At 45.1% G+C, this 20,386-nt stretch carries 18 protein-coding genes; 10 read left to right on the top strand and 8 right to left on the bottom strand.

Features of this window, described 5'->3' with window-relative positions; genetic code table 11:
- Nucleotides 1–45: 45 nt before the first annotated feature.
- The 4 genes from ACVFI8_RS19030 (at nucleotide 46) to ACVFI8_RS19015 (ending at nucleotide 4,003) form a co-directional block, all read left to right on the top strand.
- The gene (locus ACVFI8_RS19030; protein ID WP_457872331.1) at nucleotides 46–939 is read left to right on the top strand and encodes a hypothetical protein; all 894 of its coding nucleotides are present in this window, start codon (nucleotides 46–48) and stop codon (nucleotides 937–939) included.
- A gap of 290 nt (nucleotides 940–1,229) precedes the next feature.
- Nucleotides 1,230–1,400, top strand: a complete 171-nt coding sequence (locus tag ACVFI8_RS19025; RefSeq protein ID WP_248712024.1) for a HopJ type III effector protein — start codon at nucleotides 1,230–1,232, stop codon at nucleotides 1,398–1,400.
- Between the two features lie 398 nt (nucleotides 1,401–1,798).
- The gene (locus ACVFI8_RS19020) at nucleotides 1,799–3,373 is read left to right on the top strand and encodes a polysaccharide lyase family 7 protein (RefSeq protein WP_457872329.1); all 1,575 of its coding nucleotides are present in this window, start codon (nucleotides 1,799–1,801) and stop codon (nucleotides 3,371–3,373) included.
- A 279-nt stretch (nucleotides 3,374–3,652) separates the two neighbouring features.
- The gene (locus ACVFI8_RS19015; protein WP_457872328.1) at nucleotides 3,653–4,003 is read left to right on the top strand and encodes a HopJ type III effector protein; all 351 of its coding nucleotides are present in this window, start codon (nucleotides 3,653–3,655) and stop codon (nucleotides 4,001–4,003) included.
- A 65-nt stretch (nucleotides 4,004–4,068) separates the two neighbouring features.
- On the opposite strand, the gene ACVFI8_RS19010 is transcribed toward ACVFI8_RS19015, so the two are convergent.
- Together ACVFI8_RS19010 and ACVFI8_RS19005 are read right to left on the bottom strand one after the other, a co-directional pair.
- Nucleotides 4,069–4,557: a shikimate kinase gene (locus ACVFI8_RS19010; protein WP_457872327.1), complete on the bottom strand. Its 489-nt coding sequence runs from the start codon at nucleotides 4,555–4,557 to the stop codon at nucleotides 4,069–4,071.
- A gap of 22 nt (nucleotides 4,558–4,579) precedes the next feature.
- A complete protein-coding gene (locus tag ACVFI8_RS19005; protein ID WP_457872326.1) occupies nucleotides 4,580–5,110 on the bottom strand; it encodes a GNAT family N-acetyltransferase in 531 nt (176 codons plus the stop codon).
- A gap of 173 nt (nucleotides 5,111–5,283) precedes the next feature.
- On the opposite strand from ACVFI8_RS19005, the gene mepA reads away from it, so the two are divergent.
- Complete coding sequence (gene mepA, locus ACVFI8_RS19000; RefSeq protein WP_457872325.1) at nucleotides 5,284–6,144, top strand: penicillin-insensitive murein endopeptidase; 861 nt, start codon at nucleotides 5,284–5,286, stop codon at nucleotides 6,142–6,144.
- A gap of 36 nt (nucleotides 6,145–6,180) precedes the next feature.
- Here mepA and ACVFI8_RS18995 read toward each other — a convergent pair whose 3' ends face one another.
- The 6 genes from ACVFI8_RS18995 to ACVFI8_RS18970 form a co-directional block, all read right to left on the bottom strand.
- A complete protein-coding gene (locus ACVFI8_RS18995) occupies nucleotides 6,181–6,705 on the bottom strand; it encodes a phosphoribosyltransferase (protein WP_457872324.1) in 525 nt (174 codons plus the stop codon).
- A 118-nt stretch (nucleotides 6,706–6,823) separates the two neighbouring features.
- Nucleotides 6,824–7,657, bottom strand: coding sequence for a substrate-binding periplasmic protein (locus ACVFI8_RS18990; protein ID WP_248712031.1), 834 nt, complete (start codon nucleotides 7,655–7,657; stop codon nucleotides 6,824–6,826).
- Between the two features lie 123 nt (nucleotides 7,658–7,780).
- Nucleotides 7,781–11,815, bottom strand: a complete 4,035-nt coding sequence (locus tag ACVFI8_RS18985) for an AsmA family protein (protein WP_457872323.1) — start codon at nucleotides 11,813–11,815, stop codon at nucleotides 7,781–7,783.
- 200 nt (nucleotides 11,816–12,015) lie between these two features.
- On the bottom strand, nucleotides 12,016–13,173 hold the full coding sequence (locus ACVFI8_RS18980; protein ID WP_457872322.1) for a glycoside hydrolase family 5 protein: 1,158 nt from the start codon (nucleotides 13,171–13,173) through the stop codon (nucleotides 12,016–12,018).
- Between the two features lie 274 nt (nucleotides 13,174–13,447).
- The gene (locus ACVFI8_RS18975) at nucleotides 13,448–14,353 is read right to left on the bottom strand and encodes an AraC family transcriptional regulator (RefSeq protein ID WP_248712034.1); all 906 of its coding nucleotides are present in this window, start codon (nucleotides 14,351–14,353) and stop codon (nucleotides 13,448–13,450) included.
- Nucleotides 14,340–14,765 carry a DUF5329 family protein gene (locus tag ACVFI8_RS18970; protein WP_457872321.1) on the bottom strand — a complete coding sequence of 142 codons (426 nt, stop codon included), beginning with the start codon at nucleotides 14,763–14,765 and terminating at the stop codon, nucleotides 14,340–14,342. The genes ACVFI8_RS18975 and ACVFI8_RS18970 overlap by 14 nt, the downstream gene beginning before the upstream one ends.
- A gap of 195 nt (nucleotides 14,766–14,960) precedes the next feature.
- Between ACVFI8_RS18970 and ACVFI8_RS18965 the strand changes: the two genes are divergently transcribed.
- The 5 genes from ACVFI8_RS18965 to ACVFI8_RS18945 are packed head-to-tail and all read left to right on the top strand — an operon-like array spanning nucleotide 14,961 to nucleotide 20,383.
- A complete protein-coding gene (locus ACVFI8_RS18965; protein WP_457872320.1) occupies nucleotides 14,961–17,756 on the top strand; it encodes a monovalent cation/H+ antiporter subunit A in 2,796 nt (931 codons plus the stop codon).
- Nucleotides 17,756–18,109: a Na+/H+ antiporter subunit C gene (locus ACVFI8_RS18960; RefSeq protein WP_248712037.1), complete on the top strand. Its 354-nt coding sequence runs from the start codon at nucleotides 17,756–17,758 to the stop codon at nucleotides 18,107–18,109. Before ACVFI8_RS18965 ends, ACVFI8_RS18960 begins: the two co-directional genes overlap by 1 nt.
- Nucleotides 18,109–19,620: a monovalent cation/H+ antiporter subunit D gene (locus ACVFI8_RS18955; protein WP_457872318.1), complete on the top strand. Its 1,512-nt coding sequence runs from the start codon at nucleotides 18,109–18,111 to the stop codon at nucleotides 19,618–19,620. The genes ACVFI8_RS18960 and ACVFI8_RS18955 overlap by 1 nt, the downstream gene beginning before the upstream one ends.
- Nucleotides 19,620–20,120 carry a Na+/H+ antiporter subunit E gene (locus tag ACVFI8_RS18950; protein WP_248712039.1) on the top strand — a complete coding sequence of 167 codons (501 nt, stop codon included), beginning with the start codon at nucleotides 19,620–19,622 and terminating at the stop codon, nucleotides 20,118–20,120. Before ACVFI8_RS18955 ends, ACVFI8_RS18950 begins: the two co-directional genes overlap by 1 nt.
- Entirely contained in the window at nucleotides 20,114–20,383 is a 270-nt protein-coding gene (locus ACVFI8_RS18945) for a K+/H+ antiporter subunit F (protein WP_248712040.1), read from the top strand. The genes ACVFI8_RS18950 and ACVFI8_RS18945 overlap by 7 nt, the downstream gene beginning before the upstream one ends.
- The last annotated feature ends 3 nt before the right edge of the window (nucleotides 20,384–20,386 follow it).

Here is a 20,386-nt window from a genome sequence, read left to right as displayed (position 1 = left end):
TGCTAGATTCATTTAACTTGCCGTAAACGGCTTGGGGGAATAGCAATGGACAAACTAAGTCACGAATATATCAAATATGGTCCGTGGATGATGGAGGTGAAAGAACCTTTAGACATCCCTCCACAATTTGAAAGCTATCAAGATCAGATACTTGCCGCTAGCTATTGTTTTAAGGTGCCAATTCACGGTACTCGACGCGATTTAAAACCCGGTATGCTGCTTTATGACCAACTGGTTATTTTGGAGCAATCAACACTCACCTTACTAAGCATGGACAAAGGTGAGCTGCGCATACAAAAAGTAGATTACAGTGACATCGACTACATCGCCCATAGTGGTGATTTGCTGTTATGCCACATTCAGCTTTTTTATGGCCAAAGCCAAATCAGCATTAACTACAGCCTCGTATCTATAGACATTGCAGCCAAGGCGGTACACATCATTCGTGAAGCGATGAAAAGTACGGGTAAGCCATTTTCTTTGCCAGAACAGTTACCGCCGAAGCAATCAAAAAAACAGATCTATGAATACTTTTTGCAACGCGAAGCGATTAAGGAGCCGGTATCAATATTGGGTTTTCAAGCCTCTCGCACTTTAGATGATGCGCCAATTAAGGGTTTTCATCAGTTTTTAGCGCGGATCTTAAAATACAAAATGCAAGATGTGCTATTCATGACCGATGCTTACGATTTGATAATCTCAAATTGGGGGACCGATATTATCCGTGAAAAAGATACCGATTATCATGTAGAGCATTTGTTTATTGCTTGGCCGAAAATAAGCGCTATTAGCTTGCAGCCTCACCCTCACTACCCTTATTTGAAATCACTGCAGATTGAAACTACATTTAAAACGTTTTCTTTCTCAGTTGAAGAAGATTTCTCGGCCGTTCCGCTACTAGAGTATTTTGAAACTGAAATAGCCGCCGCTCATGCATAAGCAAGCCATGTAAGCACTCACTAAGTTGACAACAGCTGAGTGATTGAAAAAAAACCCACTTCTTTATGGTGGGTTTATTTTTGCTGATTAGGGCCTTTTTCCATTTAGGCTGCGCCTACCCCGCTCTCTAAGTCTGTCGATTCAGGTGTTCACTTTACCCTGAAAGGGCATATCGCCATGGTAAGCAAATATTTATCAGACCTTACAGGACGTCATACAATGACACAGGCCAAAATTACTTTATCAACCAATTAAGCCAAGATGCTCAACAGCGGCGTTTTGAAGATAGCATGGCAATTATCGACGCAAACTTCGAGTTTACGCCAAGCGCCTTAATCAATGGACAACAAAGCAATACAACTGGAGAAAACTCGGGTTCTTGTAAACTGTTTGCCTTTGCTCAAATACAAGGATTAGACCAGCAACAAACCTGGCATTTATTTGGGCAGTATATGCCGTGAAACTAATCTGCTAAGCAAAGCCCAAGTACTGTTACAAGAGATCTTAAGTATAAAACCAAATCAAGCTATGGCTTTACATAACCTTGGCTTGCGTTACGTAACACAAAGACAGTGGCCAAACGCTTTATCTGCATTAAATCGAGCGTCAGTTCTTTGAACATGGATCACTGTTAGAGCAACGGTATTAGACATTGATCGCATTTATTAACACTCAGTTACATTTGTATTATTAAATTATGTATATTTAGAATTCATTAGATTTGAAAACACTATCATATAGCGTTTCAGATGATGTGGAAACGGAGACAGCTGTTATTTCCATATCAATACACAGCATTAAATTGATTTTATATTACAAAATATAGGGTTAATTTATACAACAATAGGTGAATGGGTAAATGAAACATATCTATCTTAAAAGCTTGTTAGCAACTTCAGTTTTCTTAACAGTAGGCTGTACGTCAACTTCTGCTCCTGATTCTGTTGAAAAGTTTGCCAATAATAAAGAAACGGGTGAAGCGCTATTAACTCCAGTAGCCATTACAGCAAGCAGCCACGATGGTAACGGCCCTGACCGTTTAATCGATCAAGACATTACAACGCGTTGGTCTGCAGCCGGTGATGGCGAATGGGCAATGCTAGACTACGGTTCAGCTCAAGAGTTTGATGCCGTTCAAGCCGCCTTTAGTAAAGGCAATCAGCGTCAGTCTAAATTTGATATCCAAATGAGTGTTGATGGTGAAAATTGGACCACTGTTTTAGAAGGCCAAGAGAGCTCTGGTAGAGCCCTTGGTTTAGAGCGTTTTCAGTTTGAGCCTGCGGTAAATGCTCGCTACGTACGCTACGTAGGACACGGCAACACCAAAAATGGTTGGAACAGTGTAACCGAACTCGCAGCCGTTAACTGTAGCATTAACGCTTGTCCATCAAGCCATATCATTACTAGTGCAGTAGTTGCAGCTGAAGCTTCAATGATTGCAGAAATGAAAGCAGCAGAGAAAGCACGTAAAGAAGCGCGTAAAGACCTTCGTTCAGGTGATTTCGGTGCGCCAGCGGTATACCCTTGTGAAACCACTGTAACATGTTTGCGTTCTGAGCTTCCTCCAACTCCGGCTTTACCAGAAACGCCACTAGCAGGTAACGCGCCAAGCGAAAACTTTGACTTGTCTTACTGGTACTTATCGCAACCTTTCGACCACGACAAAAATGAACGTCCAGATGACGTGTCTGAATGGAACCTTGCAAACGGTTATCAGCACCCTGAGATTTTCTATACAGCAGACGATGGTGGTCTAGTATTTAAGTCTTATGTGAAAGGGGTTCGTACCTCTAAAAACACCAAGTATGCGCGTACAGAGCTTCGTGAAATGCTACGTCGCGGTAACATGTCTCACAAAACTAAAGGTGTGAACAAAAACAACTGGGTATTCTCAAGCGCTCCAGAAGCAGACTTAAACGCTGCCGGCGGTATTGATGGCGTTCTAGAAGCTACCCTTAAAATTGACCACGCCACCACTACTGGTGCGGCTAACGAAGTAGGTCGCTTTATTATTGGTCAAATCCACGACCAAAACGATGAGCCAATTCGTTTGTACTACCGTAAGCTACCAAACCAAGCAACAGGTGCTGTTTACTTTGCACATGAAAGCCAAGACGCCACCAAAGAGGATTTCTATCCGCTAGTCGGTGATTTAACGGCTGAGGTTGGTGAAGATGGTATCGCGCTAGGCGAAGTATTTAGCTACCGTATCGAAGTTGTTGGCAACACCATGACTGTTACCGTTTCTCGAGAAGGCAAAGAAGACGCAGTTCAGGTTGTTGACATGAGCGACAGTGGCTACGATGTGGGTGGTAAGTACATGTACTTCAAAGCGGGTGTTTACAACCAAAACATCTCTGGTGACTTAGATGACTACTCTCAAGCAACCTTCTACAAACTTGAAGCATCTCATGATAGTTACGCTGAGAAATAAGCTCTAGTTATCACTTCTGTTTGTAAACAAAGCCCCCGCTCTAGAGCGGGGGCTTTCTATTTGGCTTCCACATTGGGAGACTTTACTCAACAAGGATTTATACAAAAGATTAGCTTGCTCAACTCCTCGCTTCAAGCATCAAGCTATTGAATAATTAACCTGACCAAATCATTCACTGCTCTGTTTGCTAAGTCGTACAATTTCGCTGTTCACTTGACCCTATCGACCCATATCACTAAGGTAAGCAACTATTTATCAGACCTTACAGGAAGTAACATCATGACACAGGCCAATATTGCCCGCTTTATCGACCAATTAAACCAAAACGCTCAACAGCTGCGTTTTGAAGATAGCATGGCAATTATCGACGCAAACTTCGAGTTTACGCCAAGCGCCTTTACGAACGGCCAACAAAGCAATGCCGCCGGTGAAAACTCAGGCTCTTGCAAAGTGTTTTCTTTTGCTCAAATACAGGGTTTAAACCAGCAACAAACTTTACACTTATTTGGTCAGTATTACCGCGATGTAGTTGCCACTCCCGACGCTGAAGATCACCAAAACATTCGTCAGTTTATGTTATCAGGCTGGGATGGAATTACCTTTAGCCAAGCAGCACTTAGCAACAAATAACGCAGTCTGGCGCGTTACTATCTGTACTATACAGAACATGGTGCTAGCAAAATTGCTAGCAGCAATTAGCACTGTGTTTGATTTGCTATAATGACGGTTTTTTTGCCTCGGTAATGATCATAAAAAGCCTGATGAGACGATTTAGAGAAGGTGTCGGTTCTTTCTGAATATTGCGCTATCCAGCTAATCAGCATATCCAGATTATTGTCTTGCGCCTCTTTAGATTCATATTTATGCGGCTCCCAAGGCCTCGCTTTAGCGTTTGCAATGCAGTCTTCAATGGGTAAATTCATAAATATAATTTCATTGGAATACGCAGCCACCAGCTCCAATAAATCGCTATAGCAGCCTTCAATAACCCAAGCTTGGTGTGTATCAATGAAACGCCGGATCTGTTGCCAACTGTGCTGCAATGGTTGCCTAGTTGGAGCTTGAGTTGCCTGCCAAGCAAGCGTATCGAGATCTAGATGCGCCAATTGTTCAGCATCACACAGCGCTTTAGCTAAGGTTGACTTCCCCGATCCGGAGTTACCAAATATTAAGATTTTTCGCACAACAGATCCTTACTCTATGTGTTTAACTTAAGCTGTATTGATAAAACTCGTTAGACGCGCCAACAACAGGGGGTTGCCGTTGAAAACCCAGCTTGGTCAGTAGCTTTTTAGAGGCCATATTATCGACCTCTACGCCTGCCAACAAGCGTGTAAAATTACAGTGCTGGCTGGCCCAAGCGACTAAGCCCCTCAGTAACTCAAAAGCCAAACCTTGTCGCCAGTATTCTTCTCCCAACAAATAGCCAATATGCGCAGAACCCGAGCCGTCCTCATAAATGAAGATAAAGCCGATAATGTGTTGATGCTTAGTGCTAGTCACCACCAATAGGCGACTTGCTAGGCAAACTTGCTTAAACCACTGTTCAGCATGCTTTAGTGTAGTTATACCTTGGAAATATTGAGGCAGGGCTGCGACCACTGCGGGGCTCAACAAGTCAACAGCGCGCTCTAGCAATGGCTTCAGATAGTCTTGGGCTAAGCAAGTGCCCACTTCTTCTACCCTTAGCCTTTCGGTTTCAAATAAAAACACGGGGAAACCCGCAGTTTGATTCATGAATCCCCCTCTTTGACCAGACCCTGTCGTTTAAACCGAGAGTAACAGTGTGCTAAACAAAAGCAAAAATCTTTGCCACAATCGGCTTCAATTGATGATTAAAGCGGCTAGACTTTAGCTAATGTTCAATATTTGTAAGCGTTAATGAATAACCAAGGGGATCAGTGTTGTCTATGTCGTTGTTTCATCTCAAGCATGGCTTACTGCTACTAAGCCTATTTAGCCCCTTAATACTCGCGCAAGATAACCCTTGGGAGCAAGCCACTAGCCCATACCAAGGGCCGGCAGCGGCTATTGGCAGTTATGCAAATGGTTGCTTAGCCGGCGCCGATGCTTTGCCACTGAACGGTGACGGTTACCAAGTAATTCGTAGCCAGCGACAACGCTATTATGGCCATCCCAATTTGCTTACATTTATCAGTGAATTAGCCAAAAAACTTCAAGCAGAAGGGATCAACAATATTCTAGTGGGCGACATGTCTATGCCAAGAGGAGGACAATTTAACGTTGGCCACAGCAGCCACCAAATTGGCTTAGATGTTGATATCTGGTTAAAGCTTGTTGATGCGCCACTTTCTGCTTCACAATTGGCTAAGCCCACAGCAGTTAGCGTAGTGAACCCACAACAACAAGCAATAAATCCAAAGACCTGGCGCACCGAGCACAAAACCATGCTCAAAGTGGCCGCAGAAGATGAACGCGTCGCGCGCATATTTGTTAACCCTGCCATTAAACAGCAGCTTTGCAACCAGCGAACTGAAGCCGATGACTGGCTACAAAAAATTCGTCCTTGGTGGGGCCACAGCGCGCATATGCATGTACGCTTATTATGTCCCGACGGAGACCAATACTGTAAAAACCAAAAGCCAATCACCAGCGGGCACGGTTGCGACGAATTAGCTTGGTGGAAAACTCAGCTGAGTAAAGCGGCTAACCATCAAGCTAAAACCAAAGCGAAACCCAAACCCTTGAAGAAAAAACCCGAGCAATGCGCGCCACTAAGCCAGAATCCCTCTAGTATAGCTATGCAGTAAAATGTAAAACACTGACTGTAAGGCGTTGACGTTCAATTAGCGACTCAGCTTTGAAATGTAGGCAAGGTTTCGGTAGCGCTGCTCCCAAGGTAAGCCATAGCCAACCAGCAAATCATCACTGTCCATTTCAAAAGCAAAGTGTTGGTCTACTGGTATGTCTACTCGACTGGGTTTAACCAAGAGGGTTGCGATAGACAGCGACTTTAGCGAAGCTTGATGGGATAAATGCGTGACTAGCCGTTGCATGGTACCGCCTGATTCAATGGCATCATCAATAATAACCAAGTGCTGATGGCTAATGCTTATGTTTTGTTGATACACAATCTTAGCCTTGTTATTACGCTCTCCAGGGGTATGTGGACAAGAGATGTAGTCCATACAAATGTCGAAATTGAGCAGCCTGACTAAGTCAGCGGTAAAAAGAATACCACCCGGCACCACGGTAATGAGCACAACGCGCTCGCCTTGAAATTTTTGATTAAGCTGGGCTGCGACATGCCTAACCCCTTCGGCAATTTGTGCTTGGCTAAGCACCAATTCGCCAACATGCTGTTTGCTCATAACATTCTCTATTTAGCCGACAATAGGCCTTGAGGTGAAGGCAAACCGCCAACTAGCACACCCCATTTAGCCGTTTACTGGTGAAGCGAGTATACAAAACAGCTTAACCAACAAGCCGCTAATCATCGGTAAGCACACCATGGTTTATTTGTTGCTTTGACCACGCTTGCATATGCTTCTCAAACAGACGCTCAAAGGTTTTAAACTCGGTTAACTGGGAGACGCGCTCACTTAAATGGCGCCTTAAAGATTCACTATTACAGCCCGATTGTTTAGAAAACGTAAAATAAAGCCCTTCAACCGATATAGGCTTAGGTAACGGAGTCACTTTACCCTTTAGCCCAGCAGATTCTAAAATGGTTAAGCCTTGGTATAACTCGTAAAGCACGTAATCAAAGCGGTCGGCTAACAACATAGCAAAGGACCGCTCTGCGGTAGCACTGGTAAGGATTTTTAAGTTATCTTTAGCATAGGCATCAAAGGCTTGACCAAAACTATTGTTCACTAAGGTACCGCCGCGCCGTTCGAGTAAGTCTTCCCACTTTTGGTAATCAAACTCATGTCCTGCTGTGGTCCATACAACACTGGGCACATCAGTAAATTGAGGAACAATATAATCCATATAGGTTTGGCGTTGATCGGTGAGAAATGCACCCGCTAACATGTCAACTTCGCCATGTTCAGCTTCTTGTAATGCCCTCGCCCACACCCCTCTGTCTCGCGCATCGACCTCAATACCGGTGTCCATTAGTGCCAGCTCGAGTAGCTCAATGGCTAGCCCGGTTAACTTGCCCGGATTATGTTGATCTCGCCACAGGATGGGAGGGTACTCGGCATTTCCCGTAACAACCAAACGGTTGCAAATAGATAACTCAGCTGAAGCAGAGAAAGAGAAAGAAATAGCCAGGAGAGAGGCGAATAAAATTCGTTTAAGCAGCAAAGACCATCGCATAGGCATCCTTAATCGTTAAGCCTTATTATTAATCCTAGCTGTAAACATTAAGTTCGCAACTTTCGCCTCTTAGCCTTTGCGAAAGTCCACATTAACAAAAAAGGTCAGCGCTCAAACTTGAGTTTATTGCTCACTTGGTGTCTGTTTCGCTTGCTGCCAGGCTTGTTGGCATAGTTCACTGCCGTTGGCATCTAAGGGGGCTTCGACTATCCAGCGCAATGGTGAAACCACCGGACTAGTAACAAAACGAAGTGTGGTACCGAGTAAGCCTCCATTGGCTACCCCCACGTTGAAGTCTTCAAAGCTGCCACTCACTTGAATGGGTGTAGCTAAACCAAATATTTGCGCTCGCTTGGCTTGTGGCCTTAATACCATGTTGACTTGTTGCTGCTTAAAATCGATCGACGCTTCACCCAACACTCGCATTCTTGAAGTATCGGCCAACAAGACATTTTTAGTTAGCTCGCCATGATCACCATCAAACACCGCCACCACACAATTGAGTACTGATTTTTCAGCGTCATCAAGCTCTGGCACCACCGCGCTGGCCAAACTCACCGCCCATAAATCGAGAATGCCAGCTTCAAAATACTGCGGCCATATAGCAAAACCAACTTGACCATTAAGATCGGCAAACCATTGCTTGGGGTTAACAAACTCACTATTTACCTCAAGGTTTACGCTTAGCGTACCGCCCATCTTCGTTTCCGGTTTAATCCGCCTTGCGAGGAGGCCATAATCAAAGTTCTCAATGGAGGCCTTAAGCTCACTATAAAAGCCGGCGTTGGAGGGGCTTAGTTCGGCACTGACATTGAGCTCTCCACCGGGTAAAGCGATCCACAAAGGGTCTAAGCGAAAACGCTGATCTTGCAAGCTCCAATACAGTTTTCCTTGGCCCAGCCAATCTTCGCCTGATTGCACTTTTTCTACATCTAAACGAAACTTAGCGTTTAGCCGCTTAAATAATTCTTGGCTCAACAACGCTTGAGTCGCTGGCGCAGGCTGTTGATTAACCGCCGTTTGCTGGCTGCTATGGTCTTGCTGATTTGCGGCTGGCTGTTGGTCTGAATTATGGGCCCAGCCTTGCCAACCACCGGTTTTAAAATCGTCTAACTGGATATTGTTAGCGCTTACCGCCAGCTCTAACAGTGGTTTATTACCACTAGTGACTAAACTTGCCCCGCCGGTTAATTCACTGCTCGCGATGGCAAGTAACATGTCATTTATGGCATATCCTTGCGGACTAAGCACCAACTCACCCGCTAGTTTTATGGGGCCAAAAGGGGGTAGTTCAATGCCATGTAAACGGTCTAACTGGCTGAGTTTTGGGCTGCTCAATTGCACCGCTAACGTGAGGTTCTGCGCCGAGATAGGCCGCGGTAAATTGGCCTGAGCTGATAAAGCTACTTCGGCTAATTCAAGGGATAAATGGATCGGAAGCGCACTGGGCTTTTGGGTAAATTCGCGCAAACTTAAGGTGCTTAAAGACAGCGTTAAGGGCAATTGCTTTAGTTGCCCAGACAGCGCGAGAGTAATCGGTTGTTCAGGATTTGCCGTTAAACTGCCCTCGCTTAATTCAACCCGAGCGCTGGCTTGAGTATTTGGGTCGACTAATAGCCAGTAGCCCCCCTTTAGCTTGGCACTAAACTGAGTACTGGCAAGCAGTTGTGCAACATTGTTACCGCTTAGAGAGAGCGCAAGCTCAGCGCTATCAAGCTCGATTTTCGCTTGCTCAGCAATGTTAAATTGTTTGAGTATTTGCCCAACATTAGGCTGTTGACTCGCGATTGTAAAATCCAATTTTAGTGGCGAAGCACGTAAATCAAGTAAAGCGTTCCCGACAAATTTGCTATCGGCGAATTCGGCACTAAAAGGTGCTTTCTGTAGCCACCCATCTCGCGCGACAGCAGTTAGTGTGAGCTGTTTAAGTTGATGCTCTCCAATCAGCAGTTGCTTTATATTTAGCGCTAAGTCAGCGTCGTGAATCGACCAACCTTTAGGCAAAATTGGCAGGCGAATGTCTATGCTATTTTTGGCCACTGTGGCGGCTTGAGCGTCAAGCTGGCTTGCATTTTGGGCTACATCGCCACTGGGCATTAATGCCATTAGCTGTGCGACATCGATACGCTGCCAGTTTGATTTGATGGTCACCAAACCTTGCTCGGTTTTAGCTTCGCTCCAAGAGGCTTGTAATTCACCTTGGCTATCAGCTAATTGTAAGTGACTTATATTTAACGAAGACTGACCGCGAGAAGCCTGCAGTTCTAGCGCTAGCTTGAGCGCGCCTTGGGCATTTGTGTCAACCCCTAGCCACGGACTTAATAAGCCAATACGTTCGCCTTCAGCGTTAAGGCTTAAACTTGCTCCTTGCTGCCATTGACCACTGGGTAACTCACCCTTTACCTGCAGCTCAATGGCCGGAGAGTGTAGCTGCATATCAAGCCGCCACGGTTCATTATCTAACATCGCCCGCAATGGGCTCGCATGTAGCACCGCGTTTACCGGAATATCCAGCAAGATACCATCGAGCTTAACCAACACCTCACTCTCTACACTGGCGGTTAAACTAGCGTGCTGAATATTAAGTGCAGTACCTGCAGGCAATAACATCTGGCTGTTTTCAATGTTGTAGTCGAAATGACTATTTGCCAACAGCTCAGCAATGGTGGTGCCATTGGCGTTAATTTTGAGTACTGAACGGCCAATATTGCCGCTACTGCCTGCCAGCATCGGTATACGGCTAGCTAATTTATCTAAAGGGGATTTTTTTGCCACTAAGCGCATCGACGTCTCTAAACGCTCATCATGGATACTGGCTTTAAGGTTGCCGTTAAAACGAACATCGTCTATCACTGCTCGCAGGGGGGCTTTGAGGCTTTCACCTTCAACTTTTAAACCTATGCTAATCGCGGATACTTCCAGCGGTAAGCCTTCAATACTGGCAACTTTTAACGATAGGTCAACATCGGCTTGATTTAGCCAATAACGAATAATCTGCAACAAGGGCAAGGATTCAGACTCTGAGGCTGCTGTACTCGCCAGCGGGGCCTGAACAGGTTTGCTTTTAAGCTCAGCTTTGGTGCTTAACATATCATCCTGAGCCAGCGCTAACCAAGGGCTTAAGTCAATTTGGTCAATGTTCAAATTGCCGTTAATTTCTAGTGGTGAATCACCTTTCAAAGTCAGTTCACCATTCAAATGACTAGAGCCCAAACTGGCATTCATTGGCGTGAGGCTATATTCACCGGGCTTTCCATCAAAACGTGAAACAAGTGTAATCGGTGCCAATTGGGCAAATTCATCGCCTAACAAACGCGCGATAGAGTCAGGATTTTGCCAATCGAGGCTGAGCTCTAGGTGGCTATTTTGATCGCTTTGCGGGGCAATCTCCCCACTTAAATTTAGCTGAGCGTCGGCCACTTGCATGTTAAGCTCAACATCACCGGCCCGCCCTTGCAACAGCGGCTCTAATTGCCATCGAGACTGAAGAGCATAGGTCTCATCGAGCATGCTACCAAAGGCTGTCATGGCCAAGGTATCACTGTCTGGCGAGGTAAGTTTAAGCTCATCTAGGCGCCAAGTGACTAAGGCTTCGGCCGCTTGGTTTTGATAGCTAATTTGTGCATCACTAATTAATATTTGCTGATTAATATCAAAGCTATAATTTATGCCTTGCCAGGAAAAACTGCCGCCCTCTTCCTCGTGAGAACTCTGGTTTACAGATGGCGCTGCTTTGGCCTTATTTGGCTGGGTAAACTGCCAGTTGTTTTCACCACTGTCGTTTCTGATTAGCGCTAAATGAAAGCCATCGAGTAATACTTGCTCTATCTGTAAATGACGGTTGATTAAGGGGAGCACTCTGAGTTGCGCACTGGCTTTACGAACCTGCGCAAAGTAAGGTTGGTTAAATCCGCTAGGATTAGCGATGTCAATCTGCTCAACGGTAATCGCAGGGATAAATGACAGCTCAATACTGATATCACCAGTGATGCGAACATCACGTTGTAACTGCTCACTGAGCAAGTTAGTCAGCAACTGGCGGCTATCGCCAATTTCTAGTTTGATGCCAACCACTAAAATGGCAATTGGCAGTAATAAGATTGCCAACAACACGCTTGTGCTAATTAGGCTTCGCTTTACCCATCGCTTCATTTTCATGACTTATTTCACTAATGTTCATTGAGTATAAACCAGTTAAGCAGTAGCGCTAATAACTTGAATTTTTTAGCTATATTGCAGACTTATAAACAAACTATAGTGCTTGGTTGGCAATTTGATCATGGCAAAAGATGAAAAAACTGAAATGTGCAGAAACATCATCATTTGCCTAAGCTTGTGCTTAGGCAAATGAGTGGTTTTTAGGGTTGTGCAGGGATCAACGCTTCGATTAAAGCGGGGCGCCATTCGCCAACCGCAGGGTCATAAGCGCCAAAGCCAGATGCATATTCCCAGTAAGCCCAACTAATATCACGCTTCTCAGCTTCACGAGCAATAAAGGCTGTCCAAGCGCGTTGGTGGTCACCTTCGGAGAATTGTGAAAACACCCCATATTCACCCATGAATATCTCAAAGCCTCGACCTGCTTGTTCATTCCATGCGGTAACGCGGTCAAACAAGGCGATCAATGGTTGCTGGTCCGCTTCGGTACCTAACCAAGGTGTACCAATCCAATCATTTGCACCTTGTACCCAACTCGCGCCTTGGTGAGTAAAATGGAAAGGTTCGTAGTAGTGGACCGTAATAATGGTGTTATTGGCGTTCACACTCATAGGCAGGTTTAGCTTCGTTAAGCCATCGGGATGGCCCCAATTAGCGGTACCAATCATGATAGTGCGTTGCTCTGTACCATTGTTTTGCTGATCGGCCATATCCGTCCATATCAGCTGAGTCAGTCTGCCTATGATGTCATTCCAGTCATCATAACCAATCGTGCCGTTAGGTTCGTTAAGTAGCTCAAACACTAAGCTGTCTGCATCATAAGCATCAAGGGTAAACTGACTACTGATTTGCTGCCAAATACCGACTAAACGTTGGATATGCGCTTCTTGTTTACTCTCAGTATCATTCATCATTTCTTCATAGTGATGAACGTTAAGTACCACTTTTAGCCCCGCCGCTTTTGCCCAATCAACCACTTGTTCTACCCGCGCCATAAACGCTGCATCAATTTGATACGGTGCGGTTTCACTAGCATGATTAGACCAACGCACAGGGATACGCACGGTTTTAAAACCGGCATCAACGATAATCTGTAAATCTTGCTCAACCAACAAGCGACCGTCTGTCCACTCACCTTCATTGGGCGCTTCTAAAAAATTGCCTAAGTTTAGTCCACGGCCTAACTGCGTTTGCGCCATGCCACCACTGCTATTCCAGTCATACATATCGGTGTAATAGCTGCTATCGAGTACCACGCTCGCATCACTAGAAGCGCCGGTTGATCCGCCGCAAGCACTGAGCATTAAGCTAGCACTGGTAAACAGTCCCACTTGAATAATTTTCTTTAGGTTTTCCATGGCATTACCTTCCTATAGCTGAGCATATATTAGACGCTAGGCTAGCCGATACCAAGGTTGATAAATAGCCATGATGATGAGCAATTGAAGATAACATGCAGGCTCTCACAGATAATTTTTTACAATGCCCGCTAGCCCTGATTTGTTTCACCGCTTTCATACTGAACTGCGAAATAACATCAATTGACCAAAAACATTTCAGTTGAATTGTTTTTCTACAAATAAAAAGCAGCCTATAAGGCTGCCTAGATTGAACTCAACAAGATTCGCTTGCTTACAATTTTACCGCACTACAAAAACTTACATCAGCCTGTTTAGTCACCGGATCAAAGCTATGGTATAGCTCAAAGCAAGGGCGATTATCAACACTCAGCTCTGCCTCAACCACTTGATTCATCAGTTGTTGCCAAAACAAAGGGTACTGGCTAAATTCGGTGACCGTTTTACGTAAGGTGGCATATCCTCCGCTTGCGAGAGTTTGTATCTCAATACCTGCTGGCGGTTTGGTATCGGCAGGCACCGCAATGCATATATCAGTGCGGCATTTTTCTGCCGGGGTGAGCTCAGGGTTATCATGATAAATGAATAGCGATTCGCCCCGCGCTAAGCCCATTGGTCCAGCCCAGCGGTATAACTTCTCGCTAGCAACATCGTAGCCTTCGCCGTAAGGGCCAGTAACTCTAATATAAGCTAGCGTTTTATTGTCAAATTGTTCGGTTTTCATCGACACTCTCCTTGGTTGATTAGCTGAGCTAGCATAGAGTTTATCTTCGCTTGAGGCGTGTCCATTATTGCGCAGTAGGTGTCCAATCTTGCTGTCTCTCAACAATTGATTGTAAGTGGCTAAGTTTTCGCAGTTTCTTACCGCCGAAGGGCTAATAGCAAAATACCCTCGAAACGCTTTGGCCAATGCTTGCGAACTAGAAAAACCAAAATCCAAGGCCACCTTGGTAACGGGTTCTTTATGGTAAAACAATTGATTGGCGGCTTTTTCCAGTTTTAAGCGGCGAATAAAATCAGCCGGCGTTTCATCGGTTACCGCTTTGAAGATGCGATGAAAATAATAGGGCGACAAATGCGCCAACTTAGCCACTTCATTAAGGTTTAAGTTTTGGTCGACATTTTTCTCTAAGTAACGAATCACCGGTGTGAATTTTAGCCGGTAATCAGTTTTGCTCATGAGCAACCTGCTGATTATCATAGGCTGCAAGCTGTTGATACAACCAAGTGCCCGACTCTACTTGCTGGCCATCACTAAAACGAATCATGTAAGGTTTGCCGCTAAGCGATGATTTACTGGCCAGTTTGTCGATGAACATTTCAGCCGTCCACTTTTCTTTGCTTGGGGCAAACCAACTATTTTGCGCGCGCTTTAACTTCATACGCAAATGCGCCCCCGCTTCTGCAGAATCATGTTCTGACCCGTTGCGAGTGAACACCAAATCGGTTTGCTCTATCGCTTGCAATAAAGCCTCTATGCGCACTTGTTGCTTAGGCCAATTTTCGCTTTCAGCTTCAGCGCTTAAGGCTAACTGGGTTTGAAGACCAAACCACAAAATCAGGGTAGTGAAAAACCATTGTTTGAATTGCAACTTATGCCACCGTTTTTACTTATTGCTTATTCCGTAGTCTATGACTCAAAAGCGCTAAGCTCAAGCAACAAAACAAGCATATGAATCAATCAGTAACTTAAGTAGACTAGAGTTAACAAGGCATGGATATTCATTCAATTAATGACTATTATTTTGCTGCGATACCAACTAATTAGCTAATGGAGCTTTGCTGAAATGCATTATTTTTGGGTACCATTTTTACCCATGTTGGGGATTATTGTTCCCTTACTAGCCAATAAACTCAGCCGCAGCGCCTGCGCACTAGCTACCGCTTTACTGCCGGCGTTAGCCCTTTGCTTAATTTTGCTCGACTTACCCGCGGTATTTGCTGGCCAGTACTTTAGCCAGAGCATTGAGTGGATCCCGCAGTTGGGTTTGGCTTTATCATTTCGCCTTGATGGTTTGTCTGCATTATTCAGTTTGCTGATCCTAGGCATTGGTTTGCTGGTGATTTTGTATGCCCGCTATTACCTGTCAGAAAAAGACCATATGGGGCGTTTTTACTGCTACCTAATTATGTTTATGACAGCAATGCTGGGCATTGTTATGTCAAACAACATGCTGCAACTTTGGTTTTACTGGGAATTAACCAGCATCAGTTCGTTTTTACTGATTAGTTTTTGGTCACACAATAGTGATGCACGTAAAGGCGCCAGAATGGCGCTCACCATCACGGGGGCCGGCGGTTTAGCGTTACTCGCGGGGATAGTATTGTTAGGTCAAGTGGTAGGCAGTTACGAGTTAGACGTAGTGCTAAATAGCGGTGAGCTAGTAAAACAACACCCTTATTACTTGGCTATTTTAAGTTTATTTTTGATTGGTGCATTTACTAAATCAGCCCAATTTCCGTTCCACTTTTGGCTACCGCATGCAATGGCAGCTCCTACCCCGGTAAGTGCTTATTTGCACTCGGCCACCATGGTTAAAGCAGGCATTTTCTTACTCGCACGTTTTTACCCGGTACTCGCGGGCACCGAAGTCTGGTTTGCGGTGGTATCACTCACTGGTTTATTTACCTTATTACTCGGTGCTTACTCAGCATTATTTAAACACGATTTAAAAGGCCTTTTGGCCTACTCAACCATTAGCCACCTTGGTTTGATAGTGTTGTTACTGGGTTTAAATACCGAGTTAGCCGCCATTGCTGCGGTATTTCATATTATGAACCACGCCATTTTCAAAGCATCTTTGTTTATGGCCGCCGGTATTATTGACCATGAGTCAGGTTCGCGAGATATGCGCAAACTAAACGGTTTATGGAAATACATGCCTATCACCGCCACCTTAGCGATGGTCGCTTCGGCCGCAATGGCTGGCGTGCCGTTACTCAATGGCTTTTTATCAAAAGAGATGTTCTTTGCCGAAACCTTAGACCAAAGTATTTTAGGCTCAATGTCTTGGCTTATTCCGGTACTGGCGACAATCGCTGGGGCCTTTGCCGTGGCTTACTCTCTGCGCTTTATTCATGACGTATTCTTTAACGGTGAGCCAAAGGGTTTAACCAAAACCCCCCACGAGCCTCCACGCTATATGCGGGTTCCCGTTGAAATATTAGTGGCGATTTGTTTACTGGTAGGTATGTTCCCTAACTACACTATTGGTCCGCTGCTAAATAGCGCATCATTCGCGGTGCTCAATCATCCGTTACCGGAATATAGCCTGGCCGTTTGGCATGGATTTAATATTCCATTATTAATGAGCGGACTGGCGATTGCGGGTGGCCTAGCCATTTACTTAAACCGTAAACCCTTATTTAAATTTGAGGGTAAATTCCCAGCGATTGACGCCAAAGCAGAATTTGAAGGCTTTATTCAAATCTGTGTAAGATGGGCGCAAACAGTTAATAGTAAGTTGGAGACGGGCTCGTTACAACGCTATGCGTTTTGGCTGTGTTTCTTCGCTTTATTGCTCATCGCCCCGCCCTTGTTAGATCTAGACACCACCAGAGGTAGCTTGCCAGGGCATGCGATTAATGGCGCTTTGATTGTAGCGGCTATTTTATTAATTGCCGGTTCGCTAGCCACCGTTATTTGGAGCCATTACCGCCTGATTGCTTTGTTAATGTTATCGTTAGTGGGCTTAGTCGTATCAATTACCTTTGCTTACTTCTCGGCGCCCGACTTAGCTCTCACCCAGCTTTCGGTAGAAATTGTAACGGTAATTTTATTATTGCTGGCACTCTATTTCTTCCCACAGCATACCCCAACCAGTAAAAGCCGCCCTAGTCACTTTGTTCGTGACTTGGCTCTAGCCTCTTTAATAGGCTGTATTATCGGAAGTATTTGTTTTGCTTTAATGACCCATCCTTTAGATAGTATTTCTGAGTTCTTCTTAGCCAATGCTAAAACCGGCGGTGGTGGTACTAACGTGGTTAACGTTATTTTGGTCGATTTCCGTGGCTTTGATACCTTTGGCGAAATTACCGTGCTTGGCATTGCAGCATTGGGGATTCATAAACTGATTGCTCGCATGCGTTTATCAATGCGTACTAAAGATCACGATGGCCGACTATGGGCCAAAGATAAATACCCGATATTACTCTCTGTGGTATCGCAAAGCTTGTTGCCGCTGTTTCTGCTTATTTCTGCTTACATCTTTATGCGCGGGCACAACCTACCAGGTGGCGGTTTCATTGCAGGCCTGATTACATCAATTGCCTTAATTCAACAATACCTTGCACACGGGGTTGATTGGATGGCTAAGCGGGTGAGTGTTAGTTACCACTATATGATTGCCCTTGGATTAGTGACCGCGGCGTTAACCGGCTTAGGTAGCTGGATGTTTGGCCGCCCATTCTTAACCTCTTGGTTTGAATATGTATCACTCCCATGGATAGGTAAATTTGAACTCACTAGCGCCTTGGTCTTTGACCTCGGGGTTTACTTCACCGTCATCGGCGCAACTCTGCTTATATTAGCCAGCCTTGGCAAGCTAACCACCAAAGAACGACTCACCGTAGGAGAAAGATAATGGAACTAGTCTACGCCGTGTGTGTCGGCTTCATGAGTGCCTGTGGCATCTTTTTAATGTTACGAGGACATACATTTACCTTGGTGATTGGCCTTACCTTATTGTCTTACGCGGTTAACCTCTTTTTGTTTGCCAGCGGTGGATTAACCATAGGTGCCCCGGCTGTGCTCAACGGCAGTGAAAATTACGCCGATCCTTTACCCCAGGCCTTGGTGCTTACCGCTATTGTGATTGGCTTCGCTATGACCGCCTTTGCGGTAATTTTAGCCATGCGCGGTCGCGCCGACTTAGGCAATGACCACGTAGACGGTGAAGAACCTTTTGACCGCTTAGCGGCGGAGGAAAAATCCTAATGAGTTTGTTTGACCATTTAGTTATTTTTCCGGTTTTAATACCCTTTTTCGTCGCGGTTATTTTGCTGTTCCCAAGCTTAAGTAACTCCCTAGCTAAACAACGGGTATTGTCCATTTCGGCCAACATTTTAATGGTAATTGTTGCGTTGGTGCTGCTCCTAAAAGTGAAAGACCAAGGCATTCAAGTCTATGCGCTGGGTGATTGGTCTGCGCCGTTTGGCATTGTATTAGTGGCCGATGCGTTCTCGGTGTTAATGGTAAGTTTAAGTGCTATTTTGGGCTTAGCGGTCATCATGTATGCCAGCGCAGGCGAAGATAAAAATGGTGCCTTTTTTCACCCGCTAATTATGTTCCAACTCATGGGGATTAACGGCGCCTTTTTAACGGGCGATGCCTTTAACCTATTTGTATTTTTCGAAGTATTGCTGATTGCCTCTTATTCACTCATGATCCACGGTGGCGGTAAACAGCGCATTCAGGCCAATATCCATTATGTATTTCTTAACTTAATTGGCTCATCGCTGTTCTTGTTTGCTTTAGGTACCTTATACGGCACCTTGGGTACACTTAACTTTGCCGATATGGCCGATAGAATTCCACAATTGTCGAGTAACGAATTGCTAATTACCCAGTCAGGGGCATTATTGTTACTGGCAGTATTTGGTTTGAAAGCAGCCATGCTACCACTGCATTTCTGGCTACCTAAAGCTTATGCCAGTACCAGCGCGCCAGTGGCTGCGTTGTTCGCCATTATGACCAAAGTGGGCATTTACAGTATTTGGCGGGTGCATGGCGTTATGTTTGGCGACCAAGCAGGCGAGTTAGCCAATATCGCTTTACCGTGGTTATGGCCGCTAGCTTTATTAACCATTGCCATTGGCGCTATTTCAGTACTGGCCAGCCAGAGTTTACGAGTGCTTTGCAGTAACTTGGTGATTGTATCTGTAGGCACCTTATTGGTGACCATTACTCTCAATACGGTACAGGCCACTACAGCAGGCATTTATTACTTACTACATAGTACCGTGGCGTGTGCCGCGATGTTCTTGTTGGCGGGATTAATTCAGCAACAACGTGGTAAAGCGGAAGACCGTTTTGTAACCGCCCGAGCCATGCCGCAAGCTGGCATTTTGGGCTTTATCTTTGCCTTATTGGCAATAGGTTTAATTGGTATGCCTCCGCTGTCTGGGTTTGTTGGCAAAGCCTTGATTTTGCAGTCTGTCACCAATGCCAGCCAAGCAATGTGGATTTGGCCACTCATTTTAGGCGCTGGGCTGATATCTTTAATCGCCTTATCACGGGCTGGAACTTCATTGTTTTGGCGCACTAATGGTGAAAATACCACGGCCCTAAAAGGTCACCCTATTCAGTATTTAGCCATTGGCTTATTGGTAGGTTTACTGCCGTTAATGGTGATTTTTGGCGGGGCTGTCAGCGATTATGCACAATTAGCCGCAGAGCAACTGAAGGCAGGTTTAAGCCTGCAACAACTTAATGAGGTAGCCAAATAATGGATAAAGTGCGTAAGTTTATTTGGTTCCCCACCCCTTACCACAGCTTATTGCTATGGTTAGTGTGGCAAATTTTGCATGACTTTAGTCGTGGTCACATGGTGTTAGGGGCTGTGTTTGCCATAGTTATCCCGTGGATTGTTGCGCCACTCAGCGAGAAAGAGCCGGTAGCCCAAAAACCTCTCAAAGTATTGGTATATACGTGTCGTTTAGTGTTTGACATTGTGGTCTCTAATTACGATGTGGCGAAGCGGGTATTACAAAGTAACCGCAGTTTACAACCAGCGTTTATTGCCGTGCCATTAGCGATTAAAGAGCCTTTGCCTCTCACTATTTTCACGAGCAGCGTTTCACTCACGCCCGGCACGGTGAGTGTAGAGTTATCAGATGACCGACAATGGCTGTATGTACATGTGCTGCATCTTGAAGATGAACAGCAATTAATAGACCTAATCAAGCAACGCTATGAAGCGCCTTTGAAGGAGATTTTCGGATGTTAAGTTACGCCACACTGATTGCTAGCGGCTTAATTTGTTGTGCTTTAGCGTTAAATGCTTGGCGCTTGATTATTGGCCCCACGACACCCGACAGAATTATTGCCGTTGATACCATGTACATAAACAGTATTGCCCTGATCATCTTGTTAGGCCTTTACCAAGGCTCTGCCAGTTATTACGAAGGGGCATTATTGATTGCCCTACTTGGCTTTGTAAGTACCTCGGCTTTTTGTAAGTACTTGCTGCGCGGCGATATTATCGAATAAGGA

This window comes from Agarivorans sp. MS3-6, assembly GCF_054112545.1.
This window is presented reverse-complemented; position numbering and strand designations above follow the sequence as displayed.

Bases quoted from the DNA above. Each gene is read 5' to 3' on its own strand.
- ACVFI8_RS19030 (WP_457872331.1), top strand. From the start codon at position 46: ATGGACAAACTAAGTCACGAATATATCAAATATGGTCCGTGGATGATG.
- ACVFI8_RS19025 (WP_248712024.1), top strand. From the start codon at position 1,230: ATGGCAATTATCGACGCAAACTTCGAGTTTACGCCAAGCGCCTTAATC.
- ACVFI8_RS19020 (WP_457872329.1), top strand. From the start codon at position 1,799: ATGAAACATATCTATCTTAAAAGCTTGTTAGCAACTTCAGTTTTCTTA.
- ACVFI8_RS19015 (WP_457872328.1), top strand. From the start codon at position 3,653: ATGACACAGGCCAATATTGCCCGCTTTATCGACCAATTAAACCAAAAC.
- ACVFI8_RS19005 (WP_457872326.1), bottom strand. From the start codon at position 5,110: ATGAATCAAACTGCGGGTTTCCCCGTGTTTTTATTTGAAACCGAAAGG.
- mepA (WP_457872325.1), top strand. From the start codon at position 5,284: ATGTCGTTGTTTCATCTCAAGCATGGCTTACTGCTACTAAGCCTATTT.
- ACVFI8_RS18995 (WP_457872324.1), bottom strand. From the start codon at position 6,705: ATGAGCAAACAGCATGTTGGCGAATTGGTGCTTAGCCAAGCACAAATT.
- ACVFI8_RS18990 (WP_248712031.1), bottom strand. From the start codon at position 7,657: ATGCGATGGTCTTTGCTGCTTAAACGAATTTTATTCGCCTCTCTCCTG.
- ACVFI8_RS18985 (WP_457872323.1), bottom strand. From the start codon at position 11,815: ATGAAAATGAAGCGATGGGTAAAGCGAAGCCTAATTAGCACAAGCGTG.
- ACVFI8_RS18980 (WP_457872322.1), bottom strand. From the start codon at position 13,173: ATGGAAAACCTAAAGAAAATTATTCAAGTGGGACTGTTTACCAGTGCT.
- ACVFI8_RS18975 (WP_248712034.1), bottom strand. From the start codon at position 14,353: ATGAGCAAAACTGATTACCGGCTAAAATTCACACCGGTGATTCGTTAC.
- ACVFI8_RS18965 (WP_457872320.1), top strand. From the start codon at position 14,961: ATGCATTATTTTTGGGTACCATTTTTACCCATGTTGGGGATTATTGTT.
- ACVFI8_RS18960 (WP_248712037.1), top strand. From the start codon at position 17,756: ATGGAACTAGTCTACGCCGTGTGTGTCGGCTTCATGAGTGCCTGTGGC.
- ACVFI8_RS18955 (WP_457872318.1), top strand. From the start codon at position 18,109: ATGAGTTTGTTTGACCATTTAGTTATTTTTCCGGTTTTAATACCCTTT.
- ACVFI8_RS18950 (WP_248712039.1), top strand. From the start codon at position 19,620: ATGGATAAAGTGCGTAAGTTTATTTGGTTCCCCACCCCTTACCACAGC.
- ACVFI8_RS18945 (WP_248712040.1), top strand. From the start codon at position 20,114: ATGTTAAGTTACGCCACACTGATTGCTAGCGGCTTAATTTGTTGTGCT.